This window comes from Nonomuraea sp. NPDC049684 (assembly GCF_044465345.1).
GTDB lineage: Bacteria > Actinomycetota > Actinomycetes > Streptosporangiales > Streptosporangiaceae > Nonomuraea.
Genome location: NZ_JBITLO010000003.1, coordinates 431210 through 457927 on the forward strand (window position 1 = coordinate 431210; position 26718 = coordinate 457927).

The 26718-nt window shown below is 73.3% G+C and carries 27 protein-coding genes and 1 riboswitch; of the genes, 18 read left to right on the forward strand and 9 right to left on the reverse strand.

Annotated features, from left to right (window positions below):
* Positions 1-21 precede the first annotated feature (21 nt).
* On the forward strand, positions 22-1506 hold the full coding sequence (locus ACIBST_RS12300; protein WP_397171209.1) for a N,N-dimethylformamidase beta subunit family domain-containing protein: 1485 nt from the start codon (positions 22-24) through the stop codon (positions 1504-1506).
* Here ACIBST_RS12300 and ACIBST_RS12305 read toward each other — a convergent pair.
* Entirely contained in the window at positions 1501-2226 is a 726-nt protein-coding gene (locus ACIBST_RS12305; RefSeq protein WP_397171211.1) for a Clp protease N-terminal domain-containing protein, read from the reverse strand. The two genes, ACIBST_RS12300 and ACIBST_RS12305, sit on opposite strands and share 6 nt — an antisense overlap.
* Positions 2227-2398: 172 nt before the next feature.
* Between ACIBST_RS12305 and ACIBST_RS12310 the strand changes: the two genes are divergently transcribed.
* Positions 2399-3424 carry a 6-phosphofructokinase gene (locus tag ACIBST_RS12310; RefSeq protein WP_397171213.1) on the forward strand — a complete coding sequence of 342 codons (1026 nt, stop codon included), beginning with the start codon at positions 2399-2401 and terminating at the stop codon, positions 3422-3424.
* Positions 3425-3705: 281 nt separating this feature from the next.
* Here ACIBST_RS12310 and ACIBST_RS12315 read toward each other — a convergent pair whose 3' ends face one another.
* On the reverse strand, positions 3706-4569 hold the full coding sequence (locus ACIBST_RS12315; RefSeq protein WP_397171215.1) for an MHYT domain-containing protein: 864 nt from the start codon (positions 4567-4569) through the stop codon (positions 3706-3708).
* A gap of 114 nt (positions 4570-4683) precedes the next feature.
* Between ACIBST_RS12315 and macS the strand changes: the two genes are divergently transcribed.
* From macS to thiI, 3 genes are all read left to right on the forward strand, one after another.
* Complete coding sequence (macS, locus tag ACIBST_RS12320; RefSeq protein WP_397171216.1) at positions 4684-5811, forward strand: MacS family sensor histidine kinase; 1128 nt, start codon at positions 4684-4686, stop codon at positions 5809-5811.
* 9 nt (positions 5812-5820) lie between these two features.
* Positions 5821-6474: a response regulator gene (locus tag ACIBST_RS12325; RefSeq protein ID WP_397171218.1), complete on the forward strand. Its 654-nt coding sequence runs from the start codon at positions 5821-5823 to the stop codon at positions 6472-6474.
* Between the two features lie 67 nt (positions 6475-6541).
* A complete protein-coding gene (gene thiI, locus ACIBST_RS12330) occupies positions 6542-7738 on the forward strand; it encodes a tRNA uracil 4-sulfurtransferase ThiI (RefSeq protein WP_397171219.1) in 1197 nt (398 codons plus the stop codon).
* A gap of 1 nt (position 7739) precedes the next feature.
* On the opposite strand, the gene ACIBST_RS12335 is transcribed toward thiI, so the two are convergent.
* A complete protein-coding gene (locus tag ACIBST_RS12335; protein ID WP_397171221.1) occupies positions 7740-8030 on the reverse strand; it encodes a YiaA/YiaB family inner membrane protein in 291 nt (96 codons plus the stop codon).
* A 155-nt stretch (positions 8031-8185) separates the two neighbouring features.
* On the opposite strand from ACIBST_RS12335, the gene ACIBST_RS12340 reads away from it, so the two are divergent.
* The 3 genes from ACIBST_RS12340 (at position 8186) to ACIBST_RS12350 (ending at position 10781) form a co-directional block, all read left to right on the forward strand.
* The gene (locus tag ACIBST_RS12340) at positions 8186-8782 is read left to right on the forward strand and encodes a molybdopterin-dependent oxidoreductase (RefSeq protein ID WP_397171223.1); all 597 of its coding nucleotides are present in this window, start codon (positions 8186-8188) and stop codon (positions 8780-8782) included.
* Between the two features lie 55 nt (positions 8783-8837).
* Entirely contained in the window at positions 8838-9974 is a 1137-nt protein-coding gene (locus tag ACIBST_RS12345) for a sensor histidine kinase (protein WP_397171225.1), read from the forward strand.
* Between the two features lie 66 nt (positions 9975-10040).
* Entirely contained in the window at positions 10041-10781 is a 741-nt protein-coding gene (locus ACIBST_RS12350; RefSeq protein WP_397171227.1) for a LytR/AlgR family response regulator transcription factor, read from the forward strand.
* A 618-nt stretch (positions 10782-11399) separates the two neighbouring features.
* Here ACIBST_RS12350 and ACIBST_RS12355 read toward each other — a convergent pair.
* Complete coding sequence (locus tag ACIBST_RS12355; protein ID WP_397171229.1) at positions 11400-12242, reverse strand: deoxyribonuclease IV; 843 nt, start codon at positions 12240-12242, stop codon at positions 11400-11402.
* A 145-nt stretch (positions 12243-12387) separates the two neighbouring features.
* Between ACIBST_RS12355 and uraD the strand changes: the two genes are divergently transcribed.
* From uraD to ACIBST_RS12390, 7 genes are read left to right on the forward strand one after another with little or no spacing between them, the layout of a single operon-like run.
* Entirely contained in the window at positions 12388-12909 is a 522-nt protein-coding gene (uraD, locus tag ACIBST_RS12360) for a 2-oxo-4-hydroxy-4-carboxy-5-ureidoimidazoline decarboxylase (RefSeq protein WP_397171230.1), read from the forward strand.
* Positions 12906-13205 carry a hydroxyisourate hydrolase gene (uraH, locus tag ACIBST_RS12365; RefSeq protein WP_397171232.1) on the forward strand — a complete coding sequence of 100 codons (300 nt, stop codon included), beginning with the start codon at positions 12906-12908 and terminating at the stop codon, positions 13203-13205. Before uraD ends, uraH begins: the two co-directional genes overlap by 4 nt.
* Positions 13206-14069 (forward strand): factor-independent urate hydroxylase, encoded by an 864-nt coding sequence (gene pucL, locus ACIBST_RS12370; protein ID WP_397171234.1) that lies wholly within the window; start codon positions 13206-13208, stop codon positions 14067-14069. It abuts the gene before it with no gap.
* A 5-nt stretch (positions 14070-14074) separates the two neighbouring features.
* Complete coding sequence (locus ACIBST_RS12375) at positions 14075-14935, forward strand: FAD binding domain-containing protein (RefSeq protein ID WP_397171236.1); 861 nt, start codon at positions 14075-14077, stop codon at positions 14933-14935.
* Complete coding sequence (locus ACIBST_RS12380; RefSeq protein ID WP_397171237.1) at positions 14935-15405, forward strand: (2Fe-2S)-binding protein; 471 nt, start codon at positions 14935-14937, stop codon at positions 15403-15405. Before ACIBST_RS12375 ends, ACIBST_RS12380 begins: the two co-directional genes overlap by 1 nt.
* Positions 15402-16784, forward strand: a complete 1383-nt coding sequence (locus ACIBST_RS12385) for an 8-oxoguanine deaminase (protein ID WP_397171239.1) — start codon at positions 15402-15404, stop codon at positions 16782-16784. The genes ACIBST_RS12380 and ACIBST_RS12385 overlap by 4 nt, the downstream gene beginning before the upstream one ends.
* Positions 16785-16831: 47 nt before the next feature.
* Positions 16832-17044: an EF-hand domain-containing protein gene (locus tag ACIBST_RS12390; RefSeq protein ID WP_357967865.1), complete on the forward strand. Its 213-nt coding sequence runs from the start codon at positions 16832-16834 to the stop codon at positions 17042-17044.
* Positions 17045-17114: 70 nt separating this feature from the next.
* Here the strand turns inward: ACIBST_RS12390 and ACIBST_RS12395 are convergent, their stop codons facing one another.
* Positions 17115-18266: a winged helix DNA-binding domain-containing protein gene (locus tag ACIBST_RS12395; protein ID WP_397171240.1), complete on the reverse strand. Its 1152-nt coding sequence runs from the start codon at positions 18264-18266 to the stop codon at positions 17115-17117.
* Positions 18267-18560: 294 nt separating this feature from the next.
* Here ACIBST_RS12395 and ACIBST_RS12400 point away from each other — a divergent pair, with 294 nt between their 5' ends.
* The 3 genes from ACIBST_RS12400 to alc are packed head-to-tail and all read left to right on the forward strand — an operon-like array spanning position 18561 to position 21958.
* Entirely contained in the window at positions 18561-19703 is a 1143-nt protein-coding gene (locus ACIBST_RS12400; RefSeq protein ID WP_397171242.1) for a glycerate kinase, read from the forward strand.
* Complete coding sequence (gene allB, locus ACIBST_RS12405) at positions 19700-21010, forward strand: allantoinase AllB (protein ID WP_397171244.1); 1311 nt, start codon at positions 19700-19702, stop codon at positions 21008-21010. The genes ACIBST_RS12400 and allB overlap by 4 nt, the downstream gene beginning before the upstream one ends.
* Positions 21011-21958 carry an allantoicase gene (gene alc, locus ACIBST_RS12410; protein WP_397171246.1) on the forward strand — a complete coding sequence of 316 codons (948 nt, stop codon included), beginning with the start codon at positions 21011-21013 and terminating at the stop codon, positions 21956-21958.
* A 9-nt stretch (positions 21959-21967) separates the two neighbouring features.
* Here alc and pknB read toward each other — a convergent pair whose 3' ends face one another.
* The 4 genes from pknB to ACIBST_RS12430 all read right to left on the reverse strand — a co-directional run bounded on the left by pknB (position 21968) and on the right by ACIBST_RS12430 (position 26586).
* A complete protein-coding gene (gene pknB / locus ACIBST_RS12415) occupies positions 21968-23893 on the reverse strand; it encodes a Stk1 family PASTA domain-containing Ser/Thr kinase (protein WP_397171248.1) in 1926 nt (641 codons plus the stop codon).
* Positions 23894-24045: 152 nt separating this feature from the next.
* Positions 24046-24801, reverse strand: a complete 756-nt coding sequence (locus ACIBST_RS12420) for a thiazole synthase (RefSeq protein WP_397171250.1) — start codon at positions 24799-24801, stop codon at positions 24046-24048.
* A complete protein-coding gene (thiS, locus tag ACIBST_RS12425) occupies positions 24794-24994 on the reverse strand; it encodes a sulfur carrier protein ThiS (protein ID WP_352331034.1) in 201 nt (66 codons plus the stop codon). The genes ACIBST_RS12420 and thiS overlap by 8 nt, the downstream gene beginning before the upstream one ends.
* Positions 24991-26586 (reverse strand): FAD-dependent oxidoreductase, encoded by a 1596-nt coding sequence (locus ACIBST_RS12430; protein WP_397171251.1) that lies wholly within the window; start codon positions 26584-26586, stop codon positions 24991-24993. The genes thiS and ACIBST_RS12430 overlap by 4 nt, the downstream gene beginning before the upstream one ends.
* A riboswitch (TPP riboswitch) is annotated at positions 26576-26692 on the reverse strand. (Overlaps the previous gene by 11 nt.)
* Positions 26693-26718 lie beyond the last annotated feature (26 nt).

Sequence of the window (26718 nt, forward strand, 5' to 3'; positions counted from 1 at the left end):
GCGGGCCGCGACGATGGCCGGGTGCGCAAGCTCCTGCTGCTCCTCGCCCTGCTGATCGCCGTCCTGCCGGCCGCCGGATGCGGCGGCGGTCCCGTGCGGCCGGCGCCGTCCGCGTCGCCCGCGCCGCCCGTCCCGCAGCCGTCGGAGCCGGACCTTCCGTCGCCGCCGCCGGTGGAGGCGGGGGAGTCGTGGCGGATCACCACCCGCGGGACCGACCACGAGATCGAGGGCTACGCCGACCACGTGAGCGTCCTGCCCGGGGAGTCCTTCGCGCTGCACGTCTCCACCACCGCACCGCGCTTCACCGCCGGCGCGTTCAGGATGGGGGCGCGCCCGGCCAAGGTGTGGGAGTCGCCGCAGGTGCAGGGCGTGCGCCAGCCTCCGGCCAGGACCGTGCACGGCATGGTGACCGCCGCCCACTGGAAGCCCTCGCTCACCGTGGACACCCGCGGCTGGACGGAGGGCGCGTACCTGATCAGGCTCGACGCCTCGACCGGCGCCCAGCGGTACGTGCCGATCACCGTCCGCTCGGCCTCCATCCGGGGCCGCGTGGTGATGGTGAACGCGGTCACCACCTGGCAGGCGTACAACCTGTGGGGCGGCCGCAGCCTGTACCTGGGCCCCGGCGGGTTCGCCGGCCGCTCGCGCGAGGTCACCTTCGACCGCCCGTACGACGGCGGCGGCGCCCGCCTGTTCCTCGACTTCGAGCAGTCGGCCCTGGCCGTGGCCGAGCGCAGCGGCGTGCCCCTGGCCTACCTCACCAGCCTCGACCTGGGCCCCGGCGTGCTGGACGGCGCCCGGGCCGTGGTCTCGCTCGGCCACGACGAGTACTGGTCGCCCGCCATGCGCACGGCCGTCACCAAGGCCAGGGACAGCGGGACGAACCTCGCCTTCCTCGGCGCGAACGCCGTCTACTGGCGCATCGCGATCAAGGGCAGGACGGTCGCCTGCGACAAGGAGCGGCTCTGTCCCCTGTGGCGGGACTCCCGCCCGGAGAGCGCCCTGGTGGGCCAGATGTACGACTGCTTCCCCGCCCAGGGCGCCTACACGGTCCGCAGGCCCGGCCACTGGATCTTCGCGGGCACCCGGGGACGGCGTTTCCCCGGCATGGTCGGCCCGGAGACCGACAAGGTCTCGCGCGGCTCGCCGAAGGGCGTGCAGGTGCTGGCCGACTCGCCGTTCTCGTGCGGAGGACGCGGGACGACGTCGCAGAGCACGTACTACACCGCGCCGAGCGGGGCCGGGGTGTTCGCCTCGGGCACGATGCGCTGGGTGTGCGCGATGCGCGGCAAGCGCTGCGGCCACGGCGTCCCGGAGTCCGCGGCCGCCTTCACCCGCCGCGCCACGGCGAACGTGCTGACCCGGTTCGCCGCCGGCCCGGCCGGGCTCGCCGATCACCCCGCCCACCCTCCTCAGGACCGCGCGGGACCGCCGCCGAACGCCGCCCCCGGGAGCGGCCCCAGGGCCGCCGGGGGCGGCCCGAGCGCGGCCCGGGGGCGGCTATGAGCTTCGCTCGCGCAGGATCGCCGCCAGCCGCTCCCTGATCTCCCGCTCGGCCGCCTCCTTGCGCACGCCGAGGTCGGTGAGGGCCCGCACCACCGGGCCCTCCTCCAGGGAGAGCACGCCGAGCAGCAGGTGCTCGGTGCCGACGTAGTTGTGCCCGAGCCGCAGGGCCTCGCGCAGCGTCAGCTCCAGCGCCTTGGCGCTCTGCGCGGAGAACGGCAGGGTGACGGGCGACTGCCCGCCGCCGGGCCCCATGGCCGCCGTGACGGCCTCCCTGACCGCCTCGGGGGAGGCCCCGAGCGCGGCCATGGTCGAGGCGGCCAGCGCCTCGGGAATGTGCAGCAGCCCGAGCACCAGGTGCCCGACCTCGATGTGGTCGTGCCCCGACAGGCGCGCCTCCTCCTGGGACTTGACCACCGCGACCCGCGCCTTGTCGGTGTAGCGGGCGTAGTTGCGCAGGTCGTCGGCGAGCGAGCCGCTCTCCTTGACCACGAACCGCTTCTGCGCGGCCTGCTTGGTCACGCCCATGCTGCGGCCGATGTCGGTCCAGGAGGCGCCGGAGTGGCGGGCGTGGTCCACGAAGTGGCCGATCAGGTGGTCGGCCACCTCGCCGAGGTGCTCGCCCAGCGTGACGGCGTCGGAGAGCTGGCCGAGCGGGTCGCCGTCCGGATGACGGCTCTTGATGGCGGCGATGAGGTCGTCGAGACGTACGGTTTCGTCCATGCGTCAACCATAGGTTGACGATGAAGCATCGTCAACCCTGGGTTGACGATCGCTCCTTCCAGGGAAATGATCGAGGGCCGCGCGTTTGGTCTAGACCACTGAGCGTCGCGGCAGGCACAATGCGAGCTGTCACCGAGCAATGGTTCGTGAACCCCATCGGGAGGAACCCGCCATGCGTATTGGAGTGCTCACCGGAGGCGGAGACTGTCCGGGTCTCAACGCCGTCATCAGGGCCGTGGTGCGTAAGGGGGTGAGCACGTACGGCCATGAGTTCGTGGGGTTCCGCGACGGCTGGCGCGGGCCCCTGGAAGGCGACACGATGCCGCTCGACATCCAGGCCGTACGAGGCATCCTGCCGCGGGGCGGCACCATTCTCGGATCCTCCCGCACCAACCCGATCAAGATCCAGGGCGGCGTCGACCGCATCAAGGAGAACCTCGCCGCCACCGGCGTCGACGCCCTGATCGCCATCGGCGGCGAGGACACGCTCGGCGTGGCCAAGCAGCTCTACGACCGCGACGTCAAGGTCGTGGGCGTGCCCAAGACCATCGACAACGACCTGTCCGGCACCGACTACACCTTCGGCTTCGACACCGCGGTCAACATCGCGATGGAGGCCATCGACCGGCTGCACACCACCGCCGAGTCCCACCATCGCGCGCTGATCTGCGAGGTCATGGGCCGCCACGCGGGCTGGATCGCGCTGCACGCGGGCATGGCCGGCGGCGCGAACGTGATCCTCATCCCCGAGAAGCCCTTCGACATCGACCGGGTCTGCGAGTACGTCGAGTCCCGCTTCCGCACCCGCTACTCGCCGATCATCGTCGTGGCCGAGGGCGCCCACCCGATCGAGGGCCAGATGGAGCTGCAGACCGGCACCCTCGACGCGTTCGGGCACGTCCGGCTCGGCGGCATCGGCGAGGTGCTGGCCAAGGAGATCGAGAAGCGCACCGGCAAGGAGGCCCGCACCACCGTGCTCGGCCACATCCAGCGCGGCGGCACCCCGACGGCCTACGACCGGGTGCTGGCCACCAGGTTCGGGCTGCAGGCGATCGACGCCGCGCACGAGGGCGACTACGGCACGATGGTCGCGCTGCGCGGCACCGACATCGTCCGGGTCGGGCTCGACGAGGCGACGGCCGAGCTGAAGACCGTGCCGGCCTCCCGGTACTCCGAGGCCGAGGTGTTCTTCGGCTGAGGTCGCCGCGGCCGGGTGAGGCTTTCTACGGCGGCCGGCCGGGTGAGGCTTTCTACGGCTGGCTGAAAGCGGCTTGCAAGCGCCGGGCCGTACCTTCTGGGCAGCGGGGTTACCGCTTACAACCCCCCTCGGGGTACGGCTTGGGGCGCAGCGAGTCGGCGGCCCACTTTGCGCCGCAAGCCGTACCCAGGAGACAGCTCGACCGCAGGGCGTGCCGAGGTGATCCACCTCCGGCGCGCCCTCGTCGCGTCCGGCCCCGTCCGGACGCTCGTCGCCGGGGGCTACCTGCGGGGCGCGCGCATCATCGGCTGCTGTTGCGGGCGGGGGGCGGCCGGCGGCGCGGGGTAGGCCAGGCGCTGCTGCTGGGCGGTGCGCCGGCGCAGCTCCAGACGGGCGACCATCTCGGCGTCCTCGTGCAGCTCCTCCTCCGAGGGCGCGAGGATCACCATGAGCAGCATGGTCAGCGTGATCAGGCTGATCACGGTCATCAGGGGGACGAGGAAGTCGAGGGCGTCGGCGCCGGTGACCATGCCGGGCTCGGCGTCGACGGAGACCCGCATGGCGTACATGCCGGTGTAGTGCATGCCCGAGACGGCCACGCCCATGACCAGCGCCGCGCCTGTGATCCAGACCGGCTTCTTGACCCGCAGCGTGAACCAGAGCGCGGCGGTCGCGGCCACGACGGCGATCACCACGGACCCGGCCACGATCGTGCGGTCGTAGGAGACGTGGGCGCTCATGTTCATGGCGTACATGCCGAGGTAGTGCATGCTGGCCACGCCGAGCCCGGTGAGCAGGCCGCCGCCGAGCAGCGCCAGGGCCCGGCCGCGGCCGTAGGAGACCAGGAACAGCCCGGTGCCGACCACCACGACGGCCACGGCGGCCGAGGCGACGGTGAGCGGCACGTCGTACTTGATCTGCGTGCCCTCCACCGCGAAGCCCATCATCGCGACGAAGTGCATGACCCAGATCCCGGTGCCGCCGATGGAGATGGCCGCGCCGATCAGCCAGCGCACCCGCGACGCGCCGCGGCTGGCGTGCGCCTGTGCGGTGAGCCGCAGTCCGAGCATCGAACCCAGGCACGACATCAGGTACGCCAGCAGCGGTGTGAGCGGTCCGTGGGTGAAATGATTAACAGCGGTCATATATCGACATTCCTTGTGATTAGGGGTTGACGGATTGTGTCATCCGGTCTGTCCCTTCCGCATGGATAACGCAACTATCTGTCAACCGGCGTGTCGGAAACGTGAGAGAGTCTCATGAGCATCGAGCGGCCCTTCTGGCGCGCGATCGCGGTCTTCCGCGCCGCGTCGTTGCTGTACGCCGCCGTGCTGATGGCCCAGCACCGCGGGTACGAGCAGCCCGTCGCCGGCTGGCTGGTGATCGCCCTGATGGCGTTGTGGACGGCCGCGGCGACCTATGCGTACGCGTCAGAAAGGCTGCGCGGGTGGCCCTTGCTGGCCGTGGACCTGCTGGTGGCGCTGGCCTGCCTGCTGGCGTCCCCGTACGTGGAGGGCGCCCGTCAGGGCGTGGCGGGCACCATGCCCGTGCCCGCCACCTGGGTCGCCGGGCCCGTCCTGGCCTGGGCCGTGTACGGCGGCAGGCGCGCGGGCGCGGTGGCGGCGGCCCTGGTCGCCGCCGCGGACCTGTGGCTGCGCGTGCGCGCCCCGGAGGCGCCGGTGATGATCAACGGCGCGGTCCTGCTGTTCCTGTCAGGAGTGGTTGTCGGGCACGTGGCCCGGCTGGCCAAGGAGGCCGAGGAGCGCCTGCAGCGCGCGGCCGAGATGGAGGCCGCCCAGCGCGAACGCGACCGGCTGGCCCGCGACCTGCACGACTCCGTCCTGCAGGTGCTGGCCCTGGTCCAGCGGCGCGGCCGGCAGATCGGCGGCGAGGCGGCCGAGCTGGGCCGCCTGGCCGGCGAGCAGGAGGCCGCGCTGCGCGAGCTCATCGCCGCCCGTCCCGCCCCGACCGGTGCCACGGACCTGCGCTCCCTGCTCATGCGGCACGGCTCGCCGCTGGTGACGGTCTCCACTCCGGCCACGCCGCTCGTCCTGCCCACCCCGGCGGCCGCGGGCGTGGCGGCCGCGGTCGGGGCGGCGCTGGACAACGTGCGCGAGCACTGCGGCGCGGACGCGCGGGCCTGGGTGTTCGCCGAGTCCTGCGACGACGTGGTCATGGTGACCGTCCGCGACGAGGGCCCCGGCATCCCGGCGGGACGCCTGGAGCGGGCCGCCGCCGAGGGCCGCCTGGGCGTCGCGCAGTCCATCCGCGGGCGCGTGGCCGACCTGGGCGGGACGGTCGCCGTCGCCTCCACGCCGGCCGGGACCGAGATCGAGATCAGCCTTCCCTGCGGGCGGGCGCGGAAGGGCGGGGGCCGGCCCGGTTAGAGTGGCGTCATGGTGCGGGTCATGGTGGTGGACGACCATCCCATGTGGCGCGACGGCGTGGCCAGGGATCTGTCCGAGGCGGGCTATGAGGTCGTGGCCGTGGTGGGGGAGGGGCGGCAGGCGATCAGGGCGGCCGCGGCCGTACGCCCCCAGGTCGTCGTGCTGGATCTGCGCCTGCCCGACATGTCCGGCGCGGAGGTGGCCGCCGGGCTGGCCGGGGCCGAGCCGGCACCCAAGGTCCTGGTGTTGTCGGCCAGCGCCGAGCAGGACGACGTGCTGGCGGCCGTCAAGGCGGGCGCGTCCGGATATCTGGTGAAGTCGGCCGGCCGGGAGGAGTTCCTCGACGCCGTCCGCCGCACCGCCGAGGGCGACGCCGTCTTCACCCCGGGCCTGGCCGGGCTGGTGCTCGGGGAGTACCGGCGGCTGGCCGCGAGCCCCGCCGCCGGACGCGCGGACAATGACGGCCCGAGGCTGACCGAGCGCGAGACCGAGGTGCTCAGGCTGGTCGCCAAGGGCCTGACCTACCGGCAGGTCGCCGACCGCCTGGTGCTCTCCCACCGCACGGTCCAGAACCACGTCCAGAACACGCTGAGCAAGCTCCAGCTGCACAACCGGGTGGAACTGGTCCGATATGCGATCGAGCAGGGCCTCGACGCGGACTAAACTCGACAGGTCGCGGCGTTGCCTTCCTAGCGGCCGCGCTTTCCCCGTCTTCCCCGGAGGTTCCACCATGACGATGTCCGCCCTGGGCGAGCCATGCGTTCTGCTCAAGCTGGGCGAGATCGTTCTCAAGGGCAAGAACCGTGAGCTGTTCGAGCGCCGCCTGATCGACAACATCCGCTTCGCGCTGCAGGACCTCGGCCTGAAGACGGACGTGCGCCGCCGCCACGGCGTCGTGGCGATCTTCCTGCCCGAGGGCTCGGACGTCGAGCAGGCCGACGCGGTGGCCCGGCGGGTCGCCGACGTGCCCGGCCTGGTCTGGATCCACCGCGCCTGGCGGGTGGCCAAGGACCCCGACACCGTGCTCAAGGCCGGCCTGGAGCTGATCCGCGACCGCGAGGAGGTGGCGCGCAAGGCCAGCTTCGCGGTGCGCTCCCGCCGCCGCGACAAGCGCTTCCCGCTGCGCTCCAACGAGCTCGACCGGCTCGTCGGCGGCGCGATCAACGACGAGTACGACCTGCCTGTCAGCCTGAAGAACCCCGAGCTGACCGTCTTCATCGAGGTCGACCGGGACGAGGTGTTCGTCTTCACCGACGGCATCCCCGGCCAGGGCGGCCTGCCGGTCGGCAGCAGCGGCCGGGCGCTGGTGCTCATGTCGGGCGGCATCGACTCGCCGGTGGCGGCCTACCGGATGATGAAGCGCGGCCTGCACGTCGACTTCCTGCACTTCTCCGGCATCCCGTTCACCACCTCCGAGTCGATCTACAAGGCGTACGCGCTGGTCAGGAAGCTCGACAGGTTCCAGGGCAGGTCGCGGTTGTGGGTGGTGCCGTTCGGCAAGGCGCAGCAGTCGATCCGCAACTCGGGCCAGGACCGCCTGGCCGTGATCGCCCAGCGGCGGCTCATGCTGAAGACGGCCGAGGAGGTCGCCCACCGCATCCGCGCCGGCGCGCTGATCACCGGCGACGCGCTCGGCCAGGTCTCCTCCCAGACGCTGGCCAACATCACCGCCCAGGACAACGCGGTCGACCTGCCGATCCTGCGCCCGCTCGTGGGCTGGGACAAGACTGAGATCATGGCCGAGGCCCGGCGCATCGGCACGCTGGAGATCTCGGAGCTGCCCGACGAGGACTGCTGCTCCCTGCTGGCTCCCAAGCGCGCCGAGACGCGGGCCAAGATCGACGACCTCAAGCAGATCGAGAAGCGGCTCGACGCCGAGGAGCTGTGCGTGCAGCTCGCCGACTCGATCCAGGAGTACACGCTGTAGCTCAGGCCGCGTCGACCTTGAACGGGTCGTGCTCGGCCAGCAGCTTGTCCAGCCTGGCCTGGTCCACGCGGTTGGTCACCTCCGCGAGCTCCTGCCGGTCGCGGACGACCTTGCACAGGTTGACCGTGGAGGTGACCACGTACAGCAGGCCGAGCGCGAGGAACGCCCTGATCCAGCCGGAGGCCGGCAGGTAGATCAGCGCGATCACCACGGACGACACGGACACGGCGAACGACAGGACCGCCTGGACGTAGAACGCGGCGGTCTGCGTGGGACGGATGGGCTTGGTCATGAGTTCATGGTGATCTCGCAGGCCAGGCCGTCGCATGAGCTTCCGTACTCAAGTTACTCCTGAGTACGGAAGGCCCGGCCGCAGCCCCGGACGCGGGGGGCGGGCGGGCCGATGGCAGGATGGCCCAAGACGCGAGATCGGTGAGGGGAGTGATCGTGGAGGAGTCGCGCCTGCCTCCAGGCCAGTACGTCCCGCGCGGCCGCCCCGTGATCCACTACGGCAGGGTGCCCGCGTTCAAGCCGGACAGCTGGGACTTCCGCGTCTTCGGCGCCACGGCCTCCGGCGAGGAGCACTGCCTGACGTGGGCGGACTTCGAGCTGCTGCCCCGGGCCACGCGCATCGCCGACTTCCACTGCGTCACCAAGTTCTCCCTCATGGCCAACGAATGGCGGGGCGTCACCCCGGCCACGATCATGGAGCTGGCGCCGCCCGACCCCGGCGTGCGCCACGTCATGATCTGGGCCGAGTACGGCTACAGCGCCAACCTCCGCATGTCCGACTTCGCCGCCCCCGACACCCTGTTCGCCACCGAGCTGGACGAGAAGCCGCTCAGCCCCGACCGCGGATTCCCCGTGCGCATCGTGGTCCCCCACCTGTACGCGTGGAAGAGCGTCAAGTGGGTGCGCGCCGTCGAATACCTCCTGGAGGACCGGCGCGGCTTCTGGGAGGAACGCGGATACCACAACCTGGCCGATCCCTGGCAGGAACAGCGCTACTCCTACCAGGAGGAACCCGGCGAGGGCCCCCCGTAGACTTCACTGTGGGTTTCCACCCGAACACGACCGGTTATTGGCTACGGTTTGGCGCATGCAGACCACCGCATGCGTGGCGCTCTCCCTCCTGCTCTTCCTCCTCGGCTACGCCTGCGCCAGGACGCGCCGCCCCGCGCTGGCCGAAGGCGGCAAGCACGAGGCCACCTTCACCGCGTTGCACGTCGCGGGGCTGGCCGCGCCCGCCCTGCGCGGCGGGCTCGACCGCGACTCGGCGCGCAAGGCCGTCCGTCACCTGCACGCGCTGCTCGGCACCCGCGCCGTCGCGATCACCTCCACCGACGCCGCGCTGGCCTGGAACGGCCCGTGCACCGACGACGTGCTCACCTACGCCCGCACCACCCTGGCCGCCGGGCGGGCGCAGGTGTTCGCCGGGCGGCCGTACGGGGCCGTGGTCGTGCCGCTGACCGTGGACGACACGGTCGTGGGCACGCTGGCGGCCTTCGACGAGGAGGTCAGCGCGGCGCTCGTGCGCGCCGTGACCGAGCTGGGCCGCTGGGTGTCGGGGCAGTTGGAGCTGGCCGACCTCGACGCCTCCCGCAGGCGGGCCCTGGAGGCCGAGATGCGCGCCCTTCGCGCCCAGATCTCGCCGCACTTCGTCTACAACGCGCTGACCACGATCGCCTCGTTCGTCCGGACGAACCCCAAGCGCGCCCGCGAGCTCCTGCTCGACTTCGCCGACTTCTCCCGCTACGCCCTGCGCCGGGCCCACGACTTCACCACCCTGGCCGACGAGCTGACCTGCGTCGACCGGTACCTGCTGCTGGAGCGCGCCCGCTTCGGCGACAAGCTGCGCTTCAGCCTCCAGGTCGCGCCCGAGGTGCTGCCGGTGCCGGTGCCGTTCCTGTGCCTGCAGCCGCTGGTGGAGAACGCCATCAAGCACGGCATGCGCGGCCGGCGCGGCGGCGGCGAGGTGCGGGTCGTGGTCCGCGACGCCGGCCCCGAGGCCCACATCACCGTCGAGGACGACGGCACCGGCATGGACCCCGAGTGCGCCAGGCGCATGCTCGACGGCGAGCCGGCCCGCGAGGGCGGCGGCATCGGCCTGGCCAACGTGGACCTGCGCATGCGCCAGATCTACGGCGACGGCTACGGCCTCGTCGTGGAGACCGCCCTCGGCGCCGGCACCCGGGTACGGCTGCGCGTCCCGAAGACGCAACTTACCTCCTTGTAGCCAATTCCTTACGCTGAGCTGGCGTGTCGCTTGTGACCTTTGCTTTCATACGGCAGCGTGGAGCCCATGCTGAGGGTCCTGGCGGTCGACGACGAGGTGCCCGCTCTCGAGGAGCTCGCCTACCTGCTGCGCCAGGACACGAGAATCGAACACGTCGCCACCGCGTCCGACGGCGTCACCGCGCTGCAGGACATGGTGCAGATGATCGGCGGCGGCGAGCGGCTCGACGCGATCTTCCTCGACATCCGGATGCCGGGCCTCGACGGGCTCGACCTCGCCCGGCTGGTCGGCGGCTTCCCCAGCCCGCCCAAGCTGGTGTTCGTCACGGCGCACGAGGAGTGCGCGGTGCAGGCGTTCGAGCTGGAGGCCGTCGACTACCTGCTCAAACCGGTCCGGGCCGAGCGCCTGGCGGAGGCGGTCAGGCGGCTGGAGGCGGCCTCCGCGCCGCTCGCCGAGCCCAGCCAGGACGACGTGATCCCGGTCGAGCTGGGCGGCCGCACCAGGTTCGTGCCGCAGCAGGCCATCTGGTTCGCCGAGGCCAAGGGCGACTACGTGCGGCTGCACACCGGCGACGGCAGCTACCTCGTCCGCATGTCGCTGGCCGCGCTCGAACGCCGCTGGTCGGAGGCGGGGTTCATCCGCGTCCACCGCAGCACGCTGGTCTCGGCCCGGCACGTCACCGAGCTGCGCTTCGAGGGCGGCCGGGTCACGCTCACCGTCGGCACCGAGACGTTGCAGGTCAGCCGGCGGCACAGCCGTCAGGTGCGCGAGCAGCTCGTCCGCCAGCATCGCGGCGCCTTCTCCTGACCGCCGGCCCGCCCGCGTCCGCGCGGGCCGGCACCGACGGGTGGGCGTGAAGCTGGGCGCGTCCGGCGGGCGCCGGGCCTCGGGCGGCGGGCGGTCCGCCGCCGCGATGGTAAAAGATTCCCCAGGTCACGTCGGGTTCGGGTCCTCGGCGCCGGTTCCCGTGGCGCCCTCCAGGGGGCTGCCGGGCGCTGGGAGGACCCATGAACGAGCCGTTCGTCGCTCCCCGGTGACCGCTCGTCGTCCGGACACCCTCCGTATGTCGATGACTACAGACCGTTCAGCGAGCTGACCGTAAACAGGGTTTCGCCCACAAGATCGCGACCGTAGTGTTTCGGCATCGGAAGCCACCCGGCGCATCGGGGGGGACGGGCCGCAAGGCCCAAGCAAGGGCCTGATGCGTCGGCTTCACCGGTGACCAACCAGGTCACCACGGCTGTCGGGCCTTTGACCGGGGGGTAGGGCCCGCCTGCCGATCAGGTGAGGGGGCGCCTGCGGAGGCCACGGACCCCGGCCCCGCGATCCGGCCTTCGGGGGCGGCCGGATCGTGCGAGCAGGCGCCCCTATCACGATTGATGACCAGGACGGGCTTTCATCCCCGTTGCCGGGGATCGCGCCGGATCACTCCTCGTCGCGCAGCTTCTTCAGCAGCTCGATGTCCTCGCGGTGCTTGTCGGCCTTGCCGGGCGTCTCGATGCAGATCGGCACGCCCGCCACCGCCGGATGCCGCATGATCTCGGCGAACGGCTGCGCGCCGATGTGGCCCGCGCCGATGTTCTCGTGCCGGTCCTTCTTGGCGCCGCACACGTCTTTGCTGTCGTTGGCGTGGATGAGCTTGAGCCGGCCGGGCGCGATGGCGTGCAGGGCGTCGAAGGTCTCCCGCACCCCGCCCTCGGCGGCCAGGTCGTGGCCGGCCGCGAAGGCGTGGCAGGTGTCGAGGCAGACGCAGGCCCGCGGGTGCCAGTCGAGCGCGGCGAGATAGGGCTCCAGGTCCTGGACGGTCGCGCAGAGCATCGCGCCCTGGCCCGCCATGGGCTCAAGCAGCAGGTCGGGGCCGCCCTCGGGGATCTCGTCGAGCAGCGGCAGCAGGGTCTCGCGGATCTGCCGCAGCGCGTCGTCGCGGGACTGGGTGACGGCCGAGCCGGTGTGGACGACGACGCCCTTGGCGCCGGTCTCGACCCCGCGCCGCAGCCCGTGGCGGACGACGGCGATGGAGTTGGCCAGCGTCTCGGGGTTGGGCGAGCCGAAGTTCACCAGATACGGCACGTGGATGAACGCGGTGACGCCCGACTCGGCCAGCTTGGCGTCCTCGGCGGGCTTGCCGTCGTTGAGCGCCCAGCCGCGCGGGTTGGTGACGAACACCTGGATCATCTCGGCGCCGATCTCGGCCATGTACTTCAGGCCGCCGGTCGCCAGGCCGCCGGTGACGGACACGTGCCCGCCGATCAGGGATGTCAAGGTCATGATGGCTCCCAGTGTAGGCGCAGCTCAGGGGCGTCCCGGCCGGGGCCGGGTTGGAGCATGACACGAAAAGTCCTGGCCATCCCGTTGCGTACTTGGGAGTTCTCACGGATGGACCGGGAACCGGGCCCGTGTGTGTACTGCTGACATGTCCAACTCCCTGGCCGGGTTCAACCGGCGGCCGCGCGCGGAGGCGGAGGCCGAGCTGCTGGCCTGCTGCGCCTCCCGCGCGTTCGCCGCGGCGGTGGCCGCCGGCAGGCCCTACGCCGCCCGCGAACGGCTCGCCGAGGCCGCCGAGACGGCGGTGCGCGAGCTGACGTGGCCCGACGTGCTGGAGGCGCTGGCGGCCCACCCGCGCATCGGGGAACGCCCGTCCGGGGACGGCCGGGAGGCGCGCTGGTCGAGCGAGGAGCAGGCGGGCGCCCAAGGAGACGCCCGAGGGGACGCGGAGCTGCGGGCCGCACTGGCGGCGGGCAACCGCGCGTACGAGGAGCGGTTCGGGTACGTCTACCTGGTCTGCGCCACCGGCCTGAGCGGGGCCGAGCTGCTGGCCCGGCTGCGCGCCCGGCTGGACAACGACGAGGAGACCGAGCGCGGGGTCGTCCGCGACGAACTGGTGAAGATCACCCGGCTGCGGCTGGGAAGGCTCATGGAAGGGGAGGGGAGTTGAGCTTCTCGACGCACGTCCTGGACGCGGTCTCGGGCCGCCCGGCCGCCGGGGTGCGCGTCCGGCTGGAGCACGAGGGCCGGGTGCTGGCCCGGGGCAGCACCGACGAGGACGGCCGGATCAAGGGCTGGGACACCCGGGAGGGCGTGCACCGCGTCGTCTTCGACACCGGCGCCTACCTGGCCGACACCTTCTACCCCGAGGTCGTCATCGCCTTCACCGTCACCGACCCGGGGGCGCACCACCACGTGCCGCTGCTGCTCAGCCCGTACGCCTACTCCACCTACCGAGGGAGCTAGATGACCGTCAAGCTCGGGCCCAACCGTTACGGCAAGGCGGAGACCAGGCTGGTCCGCGTGGTCAGGGACGGGGCCGTCCACCACCTCAAGGACATCAACGTCAGCACCGCGCTGTCGGGCGACATGGAGGAGGCGCACAGGAACGGCGGGAACGCCGCCGTCCTGCCCACCGACACGCAGAAGAACACCGCCTACGCCTTCGCCAGGAAGCACGGCGTCGGCGAGATCGAGGACTTCGCCCTCTTACTGGCCCGCCACTACGTCTCCGCGCACCCGTCCATCCACCACGCGCGGGTGGAGATCGAGGAGTACGCCTGGAACCGCATCCCCGGGGAGTCGCGGCACTCCTTCGTGCGCGACGGCGGCGAGGTGCGCACCTGCGTCGTCCACCACGACAGGGACGGCCGCAGCACCGTCGTGTCCGGCCTGACGGACCTGGTCGTGCTGAACTCGACCGGCTCGGAGTTCCACGGCTTCATCGTGGACGAGTACACCACCCTCCAGCCGACGACCGACCGCGTCCTGGCCACCGCGGTCACCGCCCGCTGGCGGCACGCCGGGACGGGCGAGCGGCCGCCGTACGCGGAGGTGCGCGCCTGCCTGCTGGACGCCTTCGCGCAGACCCACAGCCTGTCGTTGCAGCAGACGCTCTACGCGATGGGCGAGCGGGTGCTGACGACCTGCCCGCAGGTCTGCGAGGTGCGGCTCACGCTGCCGAACAGGCACCACTTCCTGGTCGACCTGTCGCCGTTCGGCCTGGACAACGAGAACGAGGTCTTCTACGCCGCCGACCGTCCCTACGGGCTGATCGAGGGCAGTGTGCTGCGTGAGGACGCACCCGACGCGGGATTCGCCTGGGAGTGAGGACGATGGACTTCTTGCGGCCCACCACGTGGGCGCAGGCGCTGGCCGCCAAGGCGGACCGGCCCGGAGCGCTGCCCGTCCAGGGCGGCACCGACGTGATGGTCGAGATCAACTTCGACGTGCGCAGGCCGGAGGCGCTGCTCGACCTCAACCAGGTGGCCGAGCTGCGCGAATGGCACATGACCGACGGGGTCTGCCGGATCGGGGCAGGGGTCACGTACGCCACGGTCGTCGACGAGCTGGGCGGCGTGCTGCCGGGGCTCGCGCAGGCCGCGCGCACGGTCGGCTCGCCGCAGATCCGCAACCGCGGCACGGTGGCCGGCAACCTCGGCGCGGCCTCGCCCGCGGGCGACAGCCATCCGCCGCTGCTGGCGGCGGGCGCGGTCGTCGAGGTCGAGTCGCGCGAGCGCGGCACCCGGCTGATCCCCGCGGCCGAGTTCTACCTCGGGGTCAAGCGCAACGCCCTGGAGCCGGACGAGCTGATCAGGGCCGTGCGCGTCGAACCGGCCCGGGGGCCGCAGTACTTCTCCAAGGTCGGCACGCGCAACGCCATGGTGATCGCGGTGTGCTCGTTCGCGGTCGCGCTGCACCCCGGCGAGCGGCGGGTCGGCACCGGGATCGGCTCGGCCGCGCCCACGCCGCGCCGCGCCCTGGAGGCGGAGGACCTGCTGGCCCGGGAGCTGGACTGGCACGCCCCGCTCGACCCCGCCCTGCTGGCCCGCTTCGGCGAGCTGTGCGCGCGGGCCGCCGCGCCGATCGACGACGTGCGCGGCACCGCCGCCTACCGGGTGCACGCGGTCGGCGTGATGGCCCGGCGCACGCTCACCTGGGCCTGGAACGACCACCTCGCGAGAAGGGCCGCCTGATGCGCCTGAACGTCACCGTCAACGGCCGCGCCCACAGCGTGGACGACGTCTGGGAGGGGGAGAGCCTGCTGTACGTGCTGCGCGAGCGGATCGGGCTGCCCGGCTCCAAGAACGCCTGCGAGCAGGGCGAATGCGGCTCGTGCACGGTCTATCTCGACGGGCTGCCGGTCTGCTCGTGCCTGGTCGCCGCCGGGCAGGCCGAGGGGCGGCGGGTGCGTACGGTCGAGGGGCTGGCCGCGGGCGGCCGGCTGGACCCGGTGCAGGAGGCGTTCGTCGAGTGCGGGGCCGTGCAGTGCGGGTTCTGCACCCCGGGGCTCGTCGTCCAGGCCCATGACCTGCTCGAACGCGTGCCGAGGCCGTCCGACGCGGAGATCCGCGAGGCGCTGGCGGGCAACCTGTGCCGCTGCACCGGCTACGAGAAGATCCTCGACGCGGTCCGGCTGGCCGCCGCGCGGAAGGCGGCCCGATGACCCTGCTGATCGAGAACGTGCACATCGCGCCCGTCGCCGGCCCCGAGATCCCGTCCGGCCACCTCGTCGTCGAGGGCGACAGGATCGCCGCGCTCGGCCCCGGCCCCGCGCCCGCCACCCCCGGCGCCCGCCGCGTGGACGGCTCCGGCTGCCTGGCCACCCCCGGCCTGGTCAACACCCACCACCACCTCTACCAGTGGGCCTCCCAGGGGCTGGCCCAGGACGCCACACTGTTCGAGTGGCTGGTGGCGCTCTACGACGTGTGGGCCGCCATGGACGCCGAGGTCGTCAAAGGCGCGGCCACGGCCGGGCTCGGCTGGCTGGCGCTGGCCGGCTGCACCACCTCCAGCGACCACCACTACGTCTTCCCCAAGGGCCGGGGCGACCTGCTCGCGGCCGAGGTCGAGGCGGCGCGGGAGATCGGCCTGCGCTTCCACCCGGCGCGCGGCTCGATGGATCTCGGCCGCTCGCAGGGCGGGCTGCCGCCGGACGAGGTGGTCGAGGAGCTCGACGACGTGCTGGCCGCGACGGCGCAGGCGGTGGACGCCCACCACGACCCGTCGCCGTCCTCGATGGTGCGGGTCGCGGTGGCGCCCTGCTCGCCGTTCTCGGCCAGCGCCGAGCTGATGACCGAGTCGGCGGCCCTGGCCAGGGCCAAGGGCGTCCGCCTGCACACCCATCTGGCCGAGACGCTCGACGAGGACGAGCACTGCGTCGAGCGGTTCGGGCTGCGTCCGGTCGACTACATGGACAAGCTCGGCTGGCTGGGGCCCGACGTGTGGCTCGCGCACGCCGTGCACCTCAGCGACGCCGACATCGCCAAGCTCGCCCGCACCGGCACGGGCGCGGCCCACTGCCCCTCCTCCAACGGCCGCCTCGGCTCCGGGATCGCCCGCGTGTCGGAGATGCTGCGCCAGGGCGTGAACGTCGGCCTCGGCGTGGACGGCAGCGCCTCCGCCGAGCTGACCTCACTGGCCGGGGAGATGCGGCAGGCCCTGCTGTTCCAGCGGGCCAGGTACGGCCCCCGCGCGCTGTCGGCCCGTCAGGCGCTGGAGCTGGCCACCCTGGGCGGGGCGCGCAACCTGGGCCGCGAGGCCGAGCTCGGCTCGCTGGAGCCGGGCAAGCTGGCCGACGTCGTCCTGTGGCGCACCGGCGGGCCCTTCGCCGCCGCCGTGGCCGACCCGGTGTGCGCGCTGGTGTTCGGGCCCCCGCCGCCGGTGGCCCGCGTCCTGGTCGGCGGCCGGACCGTGGTCGAGGACGGCGAGCTGCGCACGACGTCCCACGACGCGGCCGGACGGGCGGGCGCGCAGGCCCACCGCAGGCTGATGCGGCTGGCGGCCGAGCGCGGGCACTCGGCGGGCAGGGAGATCCAGCACTAGGGTGGTGAATGTCCGGAACGTGGCATTCAGTACCGAAAGGCGGTCCCGTGTCGGCAGAACTCCCCGGTGAGCGGCTGGCGCAGCTCAAGAGCACCTTCGCCGAGATCGACACCGACGGCGACGGCTTCGTCAGCGAGGCCGAGCTGAAGCGGCACTTCCCCGACCTGCCCGCCGAGGCCCTCGGGGCGCTCAGCCAGGAGGCCGACTCCGACCAGGACGGGCGCTACTCCCTGGAGGAGTTCATCCGCGTGGTCTCCTGACGGCCCGCGGGCGGCTCCCGGGCGGCCTGCGGGCGGCCCCTGCGCTGCCTCCGTGCTGGCTTCGCGCGCCCTACTCCGCCAGGGCGCGCTCCAGGGGTGTGCGGAAGCGGGGTGTGATCCGCACGCCGCCGAGCCAGGAGGCCAGACCGGCGATCTCGGCCTCCACGGCCGCCACGGCGTCGGAGCCCAGGTCGGTGAGCGCCCGCCACACGATCTCGCCGCCGGGCCGCTGCCCCCAGCCGCCGACGACCTGCCCGTCCCACCACACGGTCGGGCCGACGTTGCCGCTGCGGTCGAACAGCTCGGCCCGGTGCTCCTTCGGCAGGTACCAGTCGCGGCCCTGCCAGCCCATAGGCGTGGGGTCCAGGGCGGGCAGCAGCGCCGCCCACGGCGCGGGCTCGGGCGTCTCGTCCAGATCGCCGGGCAGGACGTATCCCGCGCCCTCGTCCAGCTCGACCTCGACCGCGCCGACGGCGGCCAGCGCGGCGCGCACCTCGCGCAGCGTCCAGCCGGTCCACCACTTGACGTCGGCCTCCGTGCCGGGGCCGAACGCGGCCAGCCAGCGGCGCACCAGCTCCGCCTGGGCCTGCGGGACCGTGGTCTCGTCCATGGGCGGGGCGACGGCCCACAGGTGCTGCGTGCTCGTCCAGGAGCCGGACGGGCGGCCCTGGCGGACCAGCCGGCCCTCCATGCCCATCAGCGTGATCAGCCGCTGCCCGACGCTGTGCATGGCCTCGTACGGCTTGCCGGCGGCCACCCGGAACTGCTCGCGCAGCCGCGGCTCCAGCACCCCGAGCCGGGCCGCGGTCGCCGTGCCCTCCGCCGCCAGGGCGCGCAGCACCGACGCCTCCACCTCCGCCAGCCACGCCTCGTCCCAGCCGCCGGCCGCGGCGAGCTCCTTGACCAGCGCCTTGCGCACCCGCGTGGCGACCGCGAGCGTGGAGGAGTGGTGCACGACGGGCACCAGCGCGGCCGGGACCACGAACACCGTGCGGCGCATCCCGTGCATGCGCACCAGCGTGCGGTCCTCGTACAGGGCCCGCTCGACCGGCTCGGTCCCGGGCGCGGTGAGCCGGGCGCCCGCCGACAGGAACACCGTCGCCGGGTCGGTGGCGTGCAGCGCCACCACGGACGCCGTCGCCTCCTCAGGGGTCGCCGCCTTGGCCGCCAGGCTGTGGCGCACGCCCAGCCGGCGCCGCCTCTCCCGCTCAGATATGCGCATCAAACGCCTCCTTACGGGATGTGAGCCTAATTGGAGGATCACACACCTCAGAACCCGTCAGAACGGCTCAGGTTCGTGCGCGCGGCCCATGGGCGGCGGGCGCGGACGCCTGTTTCACTGAGGGCACCCTCCTTGAGGGCACTTTCACCGAGGGCGCCTACCCTCGGCCGCCGCCGGCCGGGGGGCTGATGTGATGATGAGTCACGCCTTCCTGCCCGCTCGCACCGGGCAGGAAGGCGTGTCCGGCCATTGTTCAGCATCTTGTGGGAGTTCGTAGTGGTAAAGCAGGTTCTGGTGGCACCCGACAAGTTCAAGGGCTCCCTCACGGCCGCCGAGGTCGCGGCCCGGGTGTCGGCCGGGCTCGGGGTGCCCACGGTCGAGCTGCCGGTCGCCGACGGCGGCGACGGCACCGTCGAGGCGGCCGTGGCCTGCGGGTTCGACCGCGTCACCGTGGAGGTCACCGGGCCCACCGGCGAACGCGTGCCCGCGGCCTACGCCTGGCGGGCGGCCGGAGGCCCGCCGACGGCCGTGGTCGAGCTGGCCGAGGCGTCCGGGCTGCGGCGGCTGTCCGCCGGACCGGCCCCCTTGACCGCCACCTCCTACGGCACCGGGGAGCTGATCGCCGACGCCCTGCGCAGGGGCGCCCGGCGGATCGTCCTCGGGCTCGGCGGCAGCGCCTCCACCGACGGGGGAGCGGGCATGGTCCGCGCGCTCGGCGCCCGCCTGCTCGACGGCGACGGCACCGAGCTGCCCGACGGCGGCGCCGCGCTGCGCGAGCTGGCCCGCATCGACCTGTCCGGGTTCGCCGACGTCTCCGGGGTGGAGTTCGTGGTCGCGGGCGACGTGGACAACCCGCTGCTCGGCCCGCACGGGGCCGCCGCCGTCTACGGGCCGCAGAAGGGCGCCACGCCCGAGGACGTCAAGGTGCTGGAGGCGGGCCTGTCCCGGCTGGCCGCCGTCGCCACCCAGACCCACGGCCTGCTCGGCGCCGTCGAGCACGACGACACCCCGCGCGCCATGGGCGTGGCCGGAGCCCCCGGGGCGGGCGCGGCGGGCGGCGTCGGGTTCGCGGCGCTGGCCTTCCTCCACGCCGAGCTGCGGCCCGGCATCGAGTACCTGCTCGACCTGCTCGGCTTCGGCGCGCTCGTCCAGGGCGCGCGGCTGGTGATCACCGGCGAGGGGTCGCTCGACGAGCAGTCCCTGCGCGGCAAGGCGCCGATCGGCGTGGCCCAGGCCGCGGCCAGGGCGGGCGTGCCGGTGGTCGCGGTCTGCGGCCGGCGCACCCTCGGCGACACCGAGCTCAAGGACGCCGGCATCGAGGCCGCCTACGCCCTGACCGACCTGGAGCCCGACCCGGCCCGGTGCATGGCCGAGGCCGGGCCGCTGCTGGAACGCCTGGCCGCCCGGGTGGCCGCCGAGCATCTGGAGGCCGGATGACCGTCCACGACCTCGTCGTCCGCTCGCGCAGGGTGGTCACGCCCGAGGGGGAGCGGGCCGCGGCCGTCGCCGTGCGGGGCGAACGCGTCCAGGCCCTGTACGACTACGCCGAGCCCCTCGACGCCGCCGCGGACATCGACCTGCGCGACCTGCCCCTGCTCCCCGGCCTGGTGGACGCGCACGTCCACGTCAACGAGCCGGGCCGCACCCACTGGGAGGGCTTCGCCTCGGCCACCAGGGCGGCCGCCGCCGGCGGGGTGACCACGATCGTGGACATGCCGCTCAACTCCGTGCCGCCGACCGTCAGCGTGGAGGCGCTGGAGGCCAAGCTGCGGGCCGCCCGCGGGCAGTGCCACGTGGACGTCGCGTTCTGGGGCGGCGCGGTGCCCGGCAACCTCAAGGAGCTCCGGCCGCTGCACGAGCGCGGCGTCCGGGGCTTCAAGTGCTTCATGTCCCCCTCGGGCGTCGAGGAGTTCCCGCCGCTCGCCACGGCCGAGCTGCGGGCGGTGCTGACCGAGGTGGCCGGGTTCGGCGGGCTCGTCGTGGTGCACGCCGAGGACCCCGAGCTGCTGGCCGAGCCGGGCGGGCCGACGTACCGGGAGTTCCTGGAGTCGCGGCCGGGAGCCGCCGAGCGCAGCGCGGTCGCCACGGTCGTCGGGCTGGCCGCCGAGACCGGCGCGCGCGTGCACGTCCTGCACGTCTCCAGCGCCGAATGCCTCGACGTGCTGGCGCGGGCCCAGGCCGACGGGGTGGCGGTCACGGCCGAGACCTGCCCCCACTACCTGACGCTGGAGGCCGAGCAGGTGCCCGAGGGGCGCACGGCGTACAAGTGCTGCCCGCCCATCCGCTCGCGGGCCAACCGCGAGCTGCTGTGGGACGGCCTGGCCCGCGGCGTGCTGAGCAGCGTCGTCTCCGACCACTCGCCCTCGCCCGCCGACCTGAAGGTGCCCGACTTCGCCGCCGCCTGGGGCGGAGTCGCCTCCCTCCAGCTCGGCCTGTCCGCGGTCTGGACGGAGGCCGCCCGGCGCGGCCACACCCTCGCCGACGTCGTCCGCTGGATGTCGGCCGCGCCCGCCGAGACGGCCGGACTCCCCGGCAAGGGCGCGATCCGCCCCGGCGGCGACGCCGACCTGGTCGCCTTCGACCCCGACGCCGACAACCCGGTGGACGCCGCCCGCCTGCACCACCGCAACCCCGTCACCCCCTACCACGGCCGCGTGCTCAAAGGCGCGGTGCTGACCACCTGGCTGCGCGGCCGTCCCGTGGACGGCGAGCCGCACGGCCGACTCATCCTCGGGGAGCAGTAGATGCCCGGCTTCACCACCCTGCCCGACCTGGCCCTGCGCACCCTCGGCGGCGCGGTCGTGGCGGCCAGCGACGAGTCCTTCGCCGAGAAGGAGAGCCTGATCAGGCCGGGCCGTCCCGGCTTCCGCGCCGAGACCTTCGGCAACAAGGGGCAGGTGTACGACGGCTGGGAGACCCGCCGCCGCCGCACCCCCGGCCACGACTGGGCGCTGGTGCGGCTGGGCCTGCCGGGCGCGATCCGCGGCGTGGTGATCGACACGGCCTGGTTCAAGGGCAACTACCCGCCGTACGCCTCGGTCGAGGCCGCCGCCGTGCCCGGCCATCCCTCGCCCGCCGAGCTGGCCGCCGCCGACTGGACGGAGATCGTCCCGAGGACCGCGCTCAAGGGCGACGCCGAGCACCATGTCGAGGTCACCGGCGACGACACCCGCTACACCCACGTACGCCTGAACATGTATCCCGACGGCGGCATCGCCCGCCTGCGCGTGCACGGCGAGGTACGCCCCGACCTGTCCGTCTACGAAGGGCTGAGCCTCGACCTGGCCGCCCTCCAGAACGGCGGCCTGGTCACCGCCTGCTCCGACGAGTTCTACTCCGCGCCCAACAACGTCATCGCCCCCGGCCTGGCCCGCCACCAGGCGGAGGGCTGGGAGACCGCGCGCCGCCGCGAGCCGGGCAACGACTGGCTGCTCATCCGCCTGGCCGGGCCGGGTCTGGTGCGCCTGGCCGAGATCGACACCACGAACCTCATCTTCAACGCCCCCGGCCACGTCGCGCTCACCGGGCTGTCCGGCGGGCGCGAGGTCACGCTGCTGCCCAGGACCCGGTTGCAGCCCGACACGCCCCACCGCTTCCGGCTCGGCCACCCCGAACCGGTCACCCACGTACGGGTCGACATCTACCCCGACGGCGGGCTGGCCAGGGTGCGCCTGCACGGGCACCTGGCCTGACCCGGCGCGCTACTGCCAGAGGAAGACCGTCGCGCCGGGCGGCCGCTCGCTGTTCGGTAACGGCCGCTGGTACTGCACGACGCCGCCGTTGGCCAGCCGCTGGACCCGCACGTGGAAGCCCAGCGACTCCAGCTCCGCCTTGGCGTCCTTGACGTTCTTGCCGATGACCGCGGGCACCAGGCGGAAGTCCTGGTCGTCGCGGGCCTCGTTGTCGCCCTTGAACCAGTCCCAGAAGTCGGTCTGGCAGCGCGCCACCGTGATCATCGTGGGCGTGCCCTTGTCGACCTCGGACTTGGCCTTCGGCGCCTGGGCGATGACCGTGCACGGCTCGGCGTCGTCGTCGACCTCGTTGACCTGCACCTGGAAGCCCTGGCCGCCGAGGTAGGCGGCGGCCTCGTCCTTCGGCATGCCGGTGACGTCGGGCATCACCATGCCGGCGCTCACGAAGATGCCGACCTTCGCGCCCTCCTTGACCTTCTCGCCGGCCTCGGGGGAGCTGCGGATCACCTTGTTCCGCTCGACCTCGCCGTTGGGCAGGCGCTTGACGCTGCCCACGGTGAGCCCGGCCTCGGCGATCTTGATGCGGGCCTCGTCGCTGGTCAGGCCCCTGACGCTGGGGACGATCACCCGCTTGGGGCCGAGCGAGGGCACCAGCGTGATCGTGCTGCCGCTCTCGACCTCGGTCTTGCCCTCGGGGTCGGTACGCAGCACCAGCCCCTCGGCGGTGTCCTCGTCGTACTCGCCGGCGATCTTCTTGACCTTGAAGCCCTTGCTCGTGGCGGCGCGCTCGGCGACCACCATGTTCTGGCCGATCAGGTCGGGCACCTGCACGTACTGGGTCTGCGAGAAGTACCAGCCGGTGAATGCCACCGCGACGACCATGACCGCGGCGAGCAGGACCAGGAACCAGTTGGGCCGGAACGACCGCTTGGACGGCGGCGGCGACACCGGCGGCGCCACCTCGGCGCGCGGCTGGATCAGCGTGTGGGCCGGCGCGGCCAGCGGCATCGACGGGGCGCCCGCGCCGCTCGGCCGCGGCGGCATCGACTGGTTGAACACCGCCGTCATGGCCGGCGGGGTGCTCAGCCGGGGCAGCATCCGGTGGGCGTCGACCGCCTCCACCAGCATCGCCGTGGCGTCGGCCGGACGGTCGTGGGGCTCGCGGGCCGTGGCGTGCGCTACCAGCGTGTCGATCAGCGGCGGCACCTCGGGCACCAGCGACGACGGCGGCGGCACGGTGTCGTGGACGTGCCGGTAGGCCACCGACATCGGCGTCTCGCCGTCGTAGGGCTGCTGCCCGGTCACCAGCTCGAACAGCATGATGCCCGCGGCGTAGACGTCGCTGCGCACGTCGGCGCCGCCGGTGGTGACCTGCTCGGGCGACATGTAGCCGATCGTGCCGATCATCACGCCGGTACGGGTCTGGTTGGTCGCCTCGATCGCCCTGGCCAGCCCGAAGTCGACGACCTTGACCCGGCCGTCGTCGGTCATCAGCACGTTCTCGGGCTTCACGTCGCGGTGGACCATCCCGGCCTGGTGGGCCGCGCCCAGGGCGGCCAGCACCGGGATCATGATCTCCAGCGCCTCGCGGGCGGGCAGCCTGCCGCGCTCGCGCAGGATGTCGCGCAGCGTGCGGCCCGGCACGTACTCCATCGACAGGTAGACGACGTCGGTGTCGGTGCCCTGGTCGAAGACGTGCACCACGTTGGGGTGGGACAGGCTGGCCACCGACTTGGCCTCGCCGATGAACCTGCGGACGAAGGCCGGGTCCTCGGCGAGCGAGCGGTGCATGACCTTCAACGCGACAGTGCGATCCAGCCGGACGTCGAGCGCCAGGTAGACGGTCGCCATACCGCCCCGGGCGATCCGGCTCTCGATGCGGTAGCGCCCATCGAGGAGCCGCCCGACCAGGGGGTCCGCAGTCGTCTTATCCACCACCCCCCTGAGTTTACGGGCGTTTTGCCACCGGCAGGGCCCGCGCGCCCGAAACCGATGCGGAGACGTTCCCGCCGGAACGGCCCCGACCGGCGGGAGGGCCGGCGCGAGCCGGTCCCTCCGTGGACCTCAGGGGGATCATCAAGGGATCTCTAGGGGGTCGTCGGCGAGGACGCCTCGGCGTAGCGGCGACGCGGGATGCGGCCCGCCTGCCGCGCCTGGCGCCCGGCCGCCACGGCCGCCCTCATCGCCGAGGCCATGAGCTCGGGCCGCTGCGCCCGGGTGACCGCCGTGGCCAGCAGCACCGCGTCGCAGCCCAGCTCCATGGCCAGGGCGGCGTCGCTGGCCGTGCCGATGCCGGCGTCGAGGATCACCGGCACCCCGGCGGCCTCCACGATCAGCTCGATGTTGTGCGGGTTCCTGATCCCGAGCCCCGAGCCGATCGGCGCGCCCAGCGGCATCACCGCCGCGCAGCCGGCCTGCTCCAGCCGCCGCGCCAGCGCCGGGTCGTCGCCGATGTACGGCAGCACCACGAACCCGTCGGCCACCAGCCGCTCGGCCGCGTCGAAGGTCTCGATCGGGTCGGGCAGCAGCGTGCGCTCGTCGGAGATGACCTCAAGCTTGACCCAGTTCGTCCCCAGGGCCTCGCGGGCCAGCCGGGCCGTCAGCACGGCCTCGCCCGCGGTGAAGCAGCCCGCGGTGTTCGGCAGCACCTTGATGTCGCGGCGGCGCAGCACGTCGAGGACCGAGCCGCGGGCGCCGGGGTCGAGCCGCCGCATGGCCACCGTGGTCAGCTCGGTCCCCGAGGCGACCAGGGCCTGGTCGAGCACGTCGAGGGAGGGCGCGCCGCCGGTGCCCATGATGAGCCGGGAGGCGAACTTCTCCCCGGCGATGATCAGCTCATCCACCCTGCACCGCCGTCAGCACCTCGACGCGGTCGCGGTCGCCGAGCGCCGTCGTCTCCCACGAGCTGCGCGTGACCACCTCGTCGTTCACGGCCACGGCCACTCCGGTGGTGGCCGTGGTCAGCGTCCGTACGGCCTGGGCCACTGTGGTGCCGTCGGCCACCTCGTGCGCGGCGCCGTTGATCGTCACAATCATGAAATATCCCGAAATCTCGCGGGCGAGCACAGCGCGGCCAGCTCGCCCTCCTCACCCGTCAGAATCCCCGCGCCCGCCGAAGTACCCGCCGCCTGGTCCGCCGTGTGGGCCGCTGTCTGTGTGGCTGTCTGTGTGGCTTTCTGGGCCGTTGTCGAGGTGGCCGTCGGGGTCGTCGTGGCCGGGGGTGTCGCGGCCGGTGTCAGCACCGTCGCTGTGACCAGGGCGGCCGTCAGGGGGGCCAGCAGCACGCCGCCCCGATGGTGGCCGGTCGCCAGCACCAGCCCGGGGACCCCGCCCGCCCCGATGATCGGCAGGTTGTCGGGGGTGCCCGGACGCAGCCCGGCGACCACGTCCGCGACCTCCAGCTCGGTGACGCCCGGCACCAGCTCCCTGGCGTCGCGCAGCAGCTCGTAGAGCCCGCCAGCGGTGACCCGGGTGTCGAACCCCAGCTCCTCCTGGGTCGCCCCGAGCACCAGCTCGCCGTCGCCCCTGGGGACGAGGTAGACGGGCGCGCCGTGCACCGTCCCGCGTACGCACCGGCCGAGCAGCGGCTGCGGCGACCGCAACCGCATGATCTGCCCCTTGACCGGCCGGACGGGCACGTCGGCCAGCTCTCCGCTCCACGCCCCGGCGGCCAGCACCACCCGCTCGGCCTCGATCACCCGCGCCGCCGGCTCAGGCTGACCGGGCACAGGCTCAAGCCGCACCCCGGTCACAGCTCCCGTCGCGGCACCTGCCCCAGCCCCCGGCACAGGCCCTGCCACACCGCCTGTCCCAGCACCGAGCCCAGCACCGGACCCAGGGCCAATCCCAGAGCCGGTTCCAAAGCCGGTCCCAGCGTCTGTCGCGGCGTCTGGAGCGGTGTCGCCGTCGCGCAGCAGTCCGGTCACCCGCGCGCGCACCACGGGTACGCCCAGCCGGTCGAGCGCGGCCAGCAGCGCCGCCGTGACCCGGCGCGGATCGACCCAGGCGTCACCGGGGGCCAGCAGCCCGCCGCGCACCGAAGGGGCCAGCATGGGCTCCAGACGGCGGCACTCGCGCCCGGTCAGCCGCTCGACCCGCAGCCCCAGCTTGTCCATGAACGCCGCCAGGTCGTCGAGCGCCGCGAGGTCGTCGGCCCCGAAGGCGACGTCGAGCGTGCCGTCGGCGCGCAGGTCGAGCGCACGGCCGGCGGCCCCCTCCGGCCCGATCACCCCGAACGAGCCCCCGAACGCCTCCCAGCCCCCGCGCCCGGCCCCGCCACCGGTACCACCGGGACGACCACCGGAACCGCCGCTCAGGCCCGCGCCGCCACCCGGCCCGAGCCCCGCACCGAGGCCCGTACCAAGCCCTGCACCAAGCCCCGAAGCGAGACCGGCGTCGGCGGCCAGTTCGGCGGCGAAGGACGGCCACCGGCTCAGCGAGGCGGCCCCCAGCCGCAGCAGCGGCTCCTCGGTGTAGGCGACCTCGCTGACGGGCGCCAGCATCCCGGCCGCCGCGTAGGACGCCCCACGGCCCGGGGCCGGATCGACCACCGTGACGGGCAACCCCTCGCGGGCCAGCCGCCAGGCGATCGACAACCCGACGACCCCGCCGCCCACGATCACATTCATCCGCGCTCCCTTCGCCGGCATGATCCGGATCAGGTGTCTTGCGGTCGAAGGCCCGCTCAAGCCTTCCTCTCAGCCCGGTGACGGCCGGACTCCCGCGCGTCTTGCGCCTCCAGCCTACGGCCTCGGCGCGAC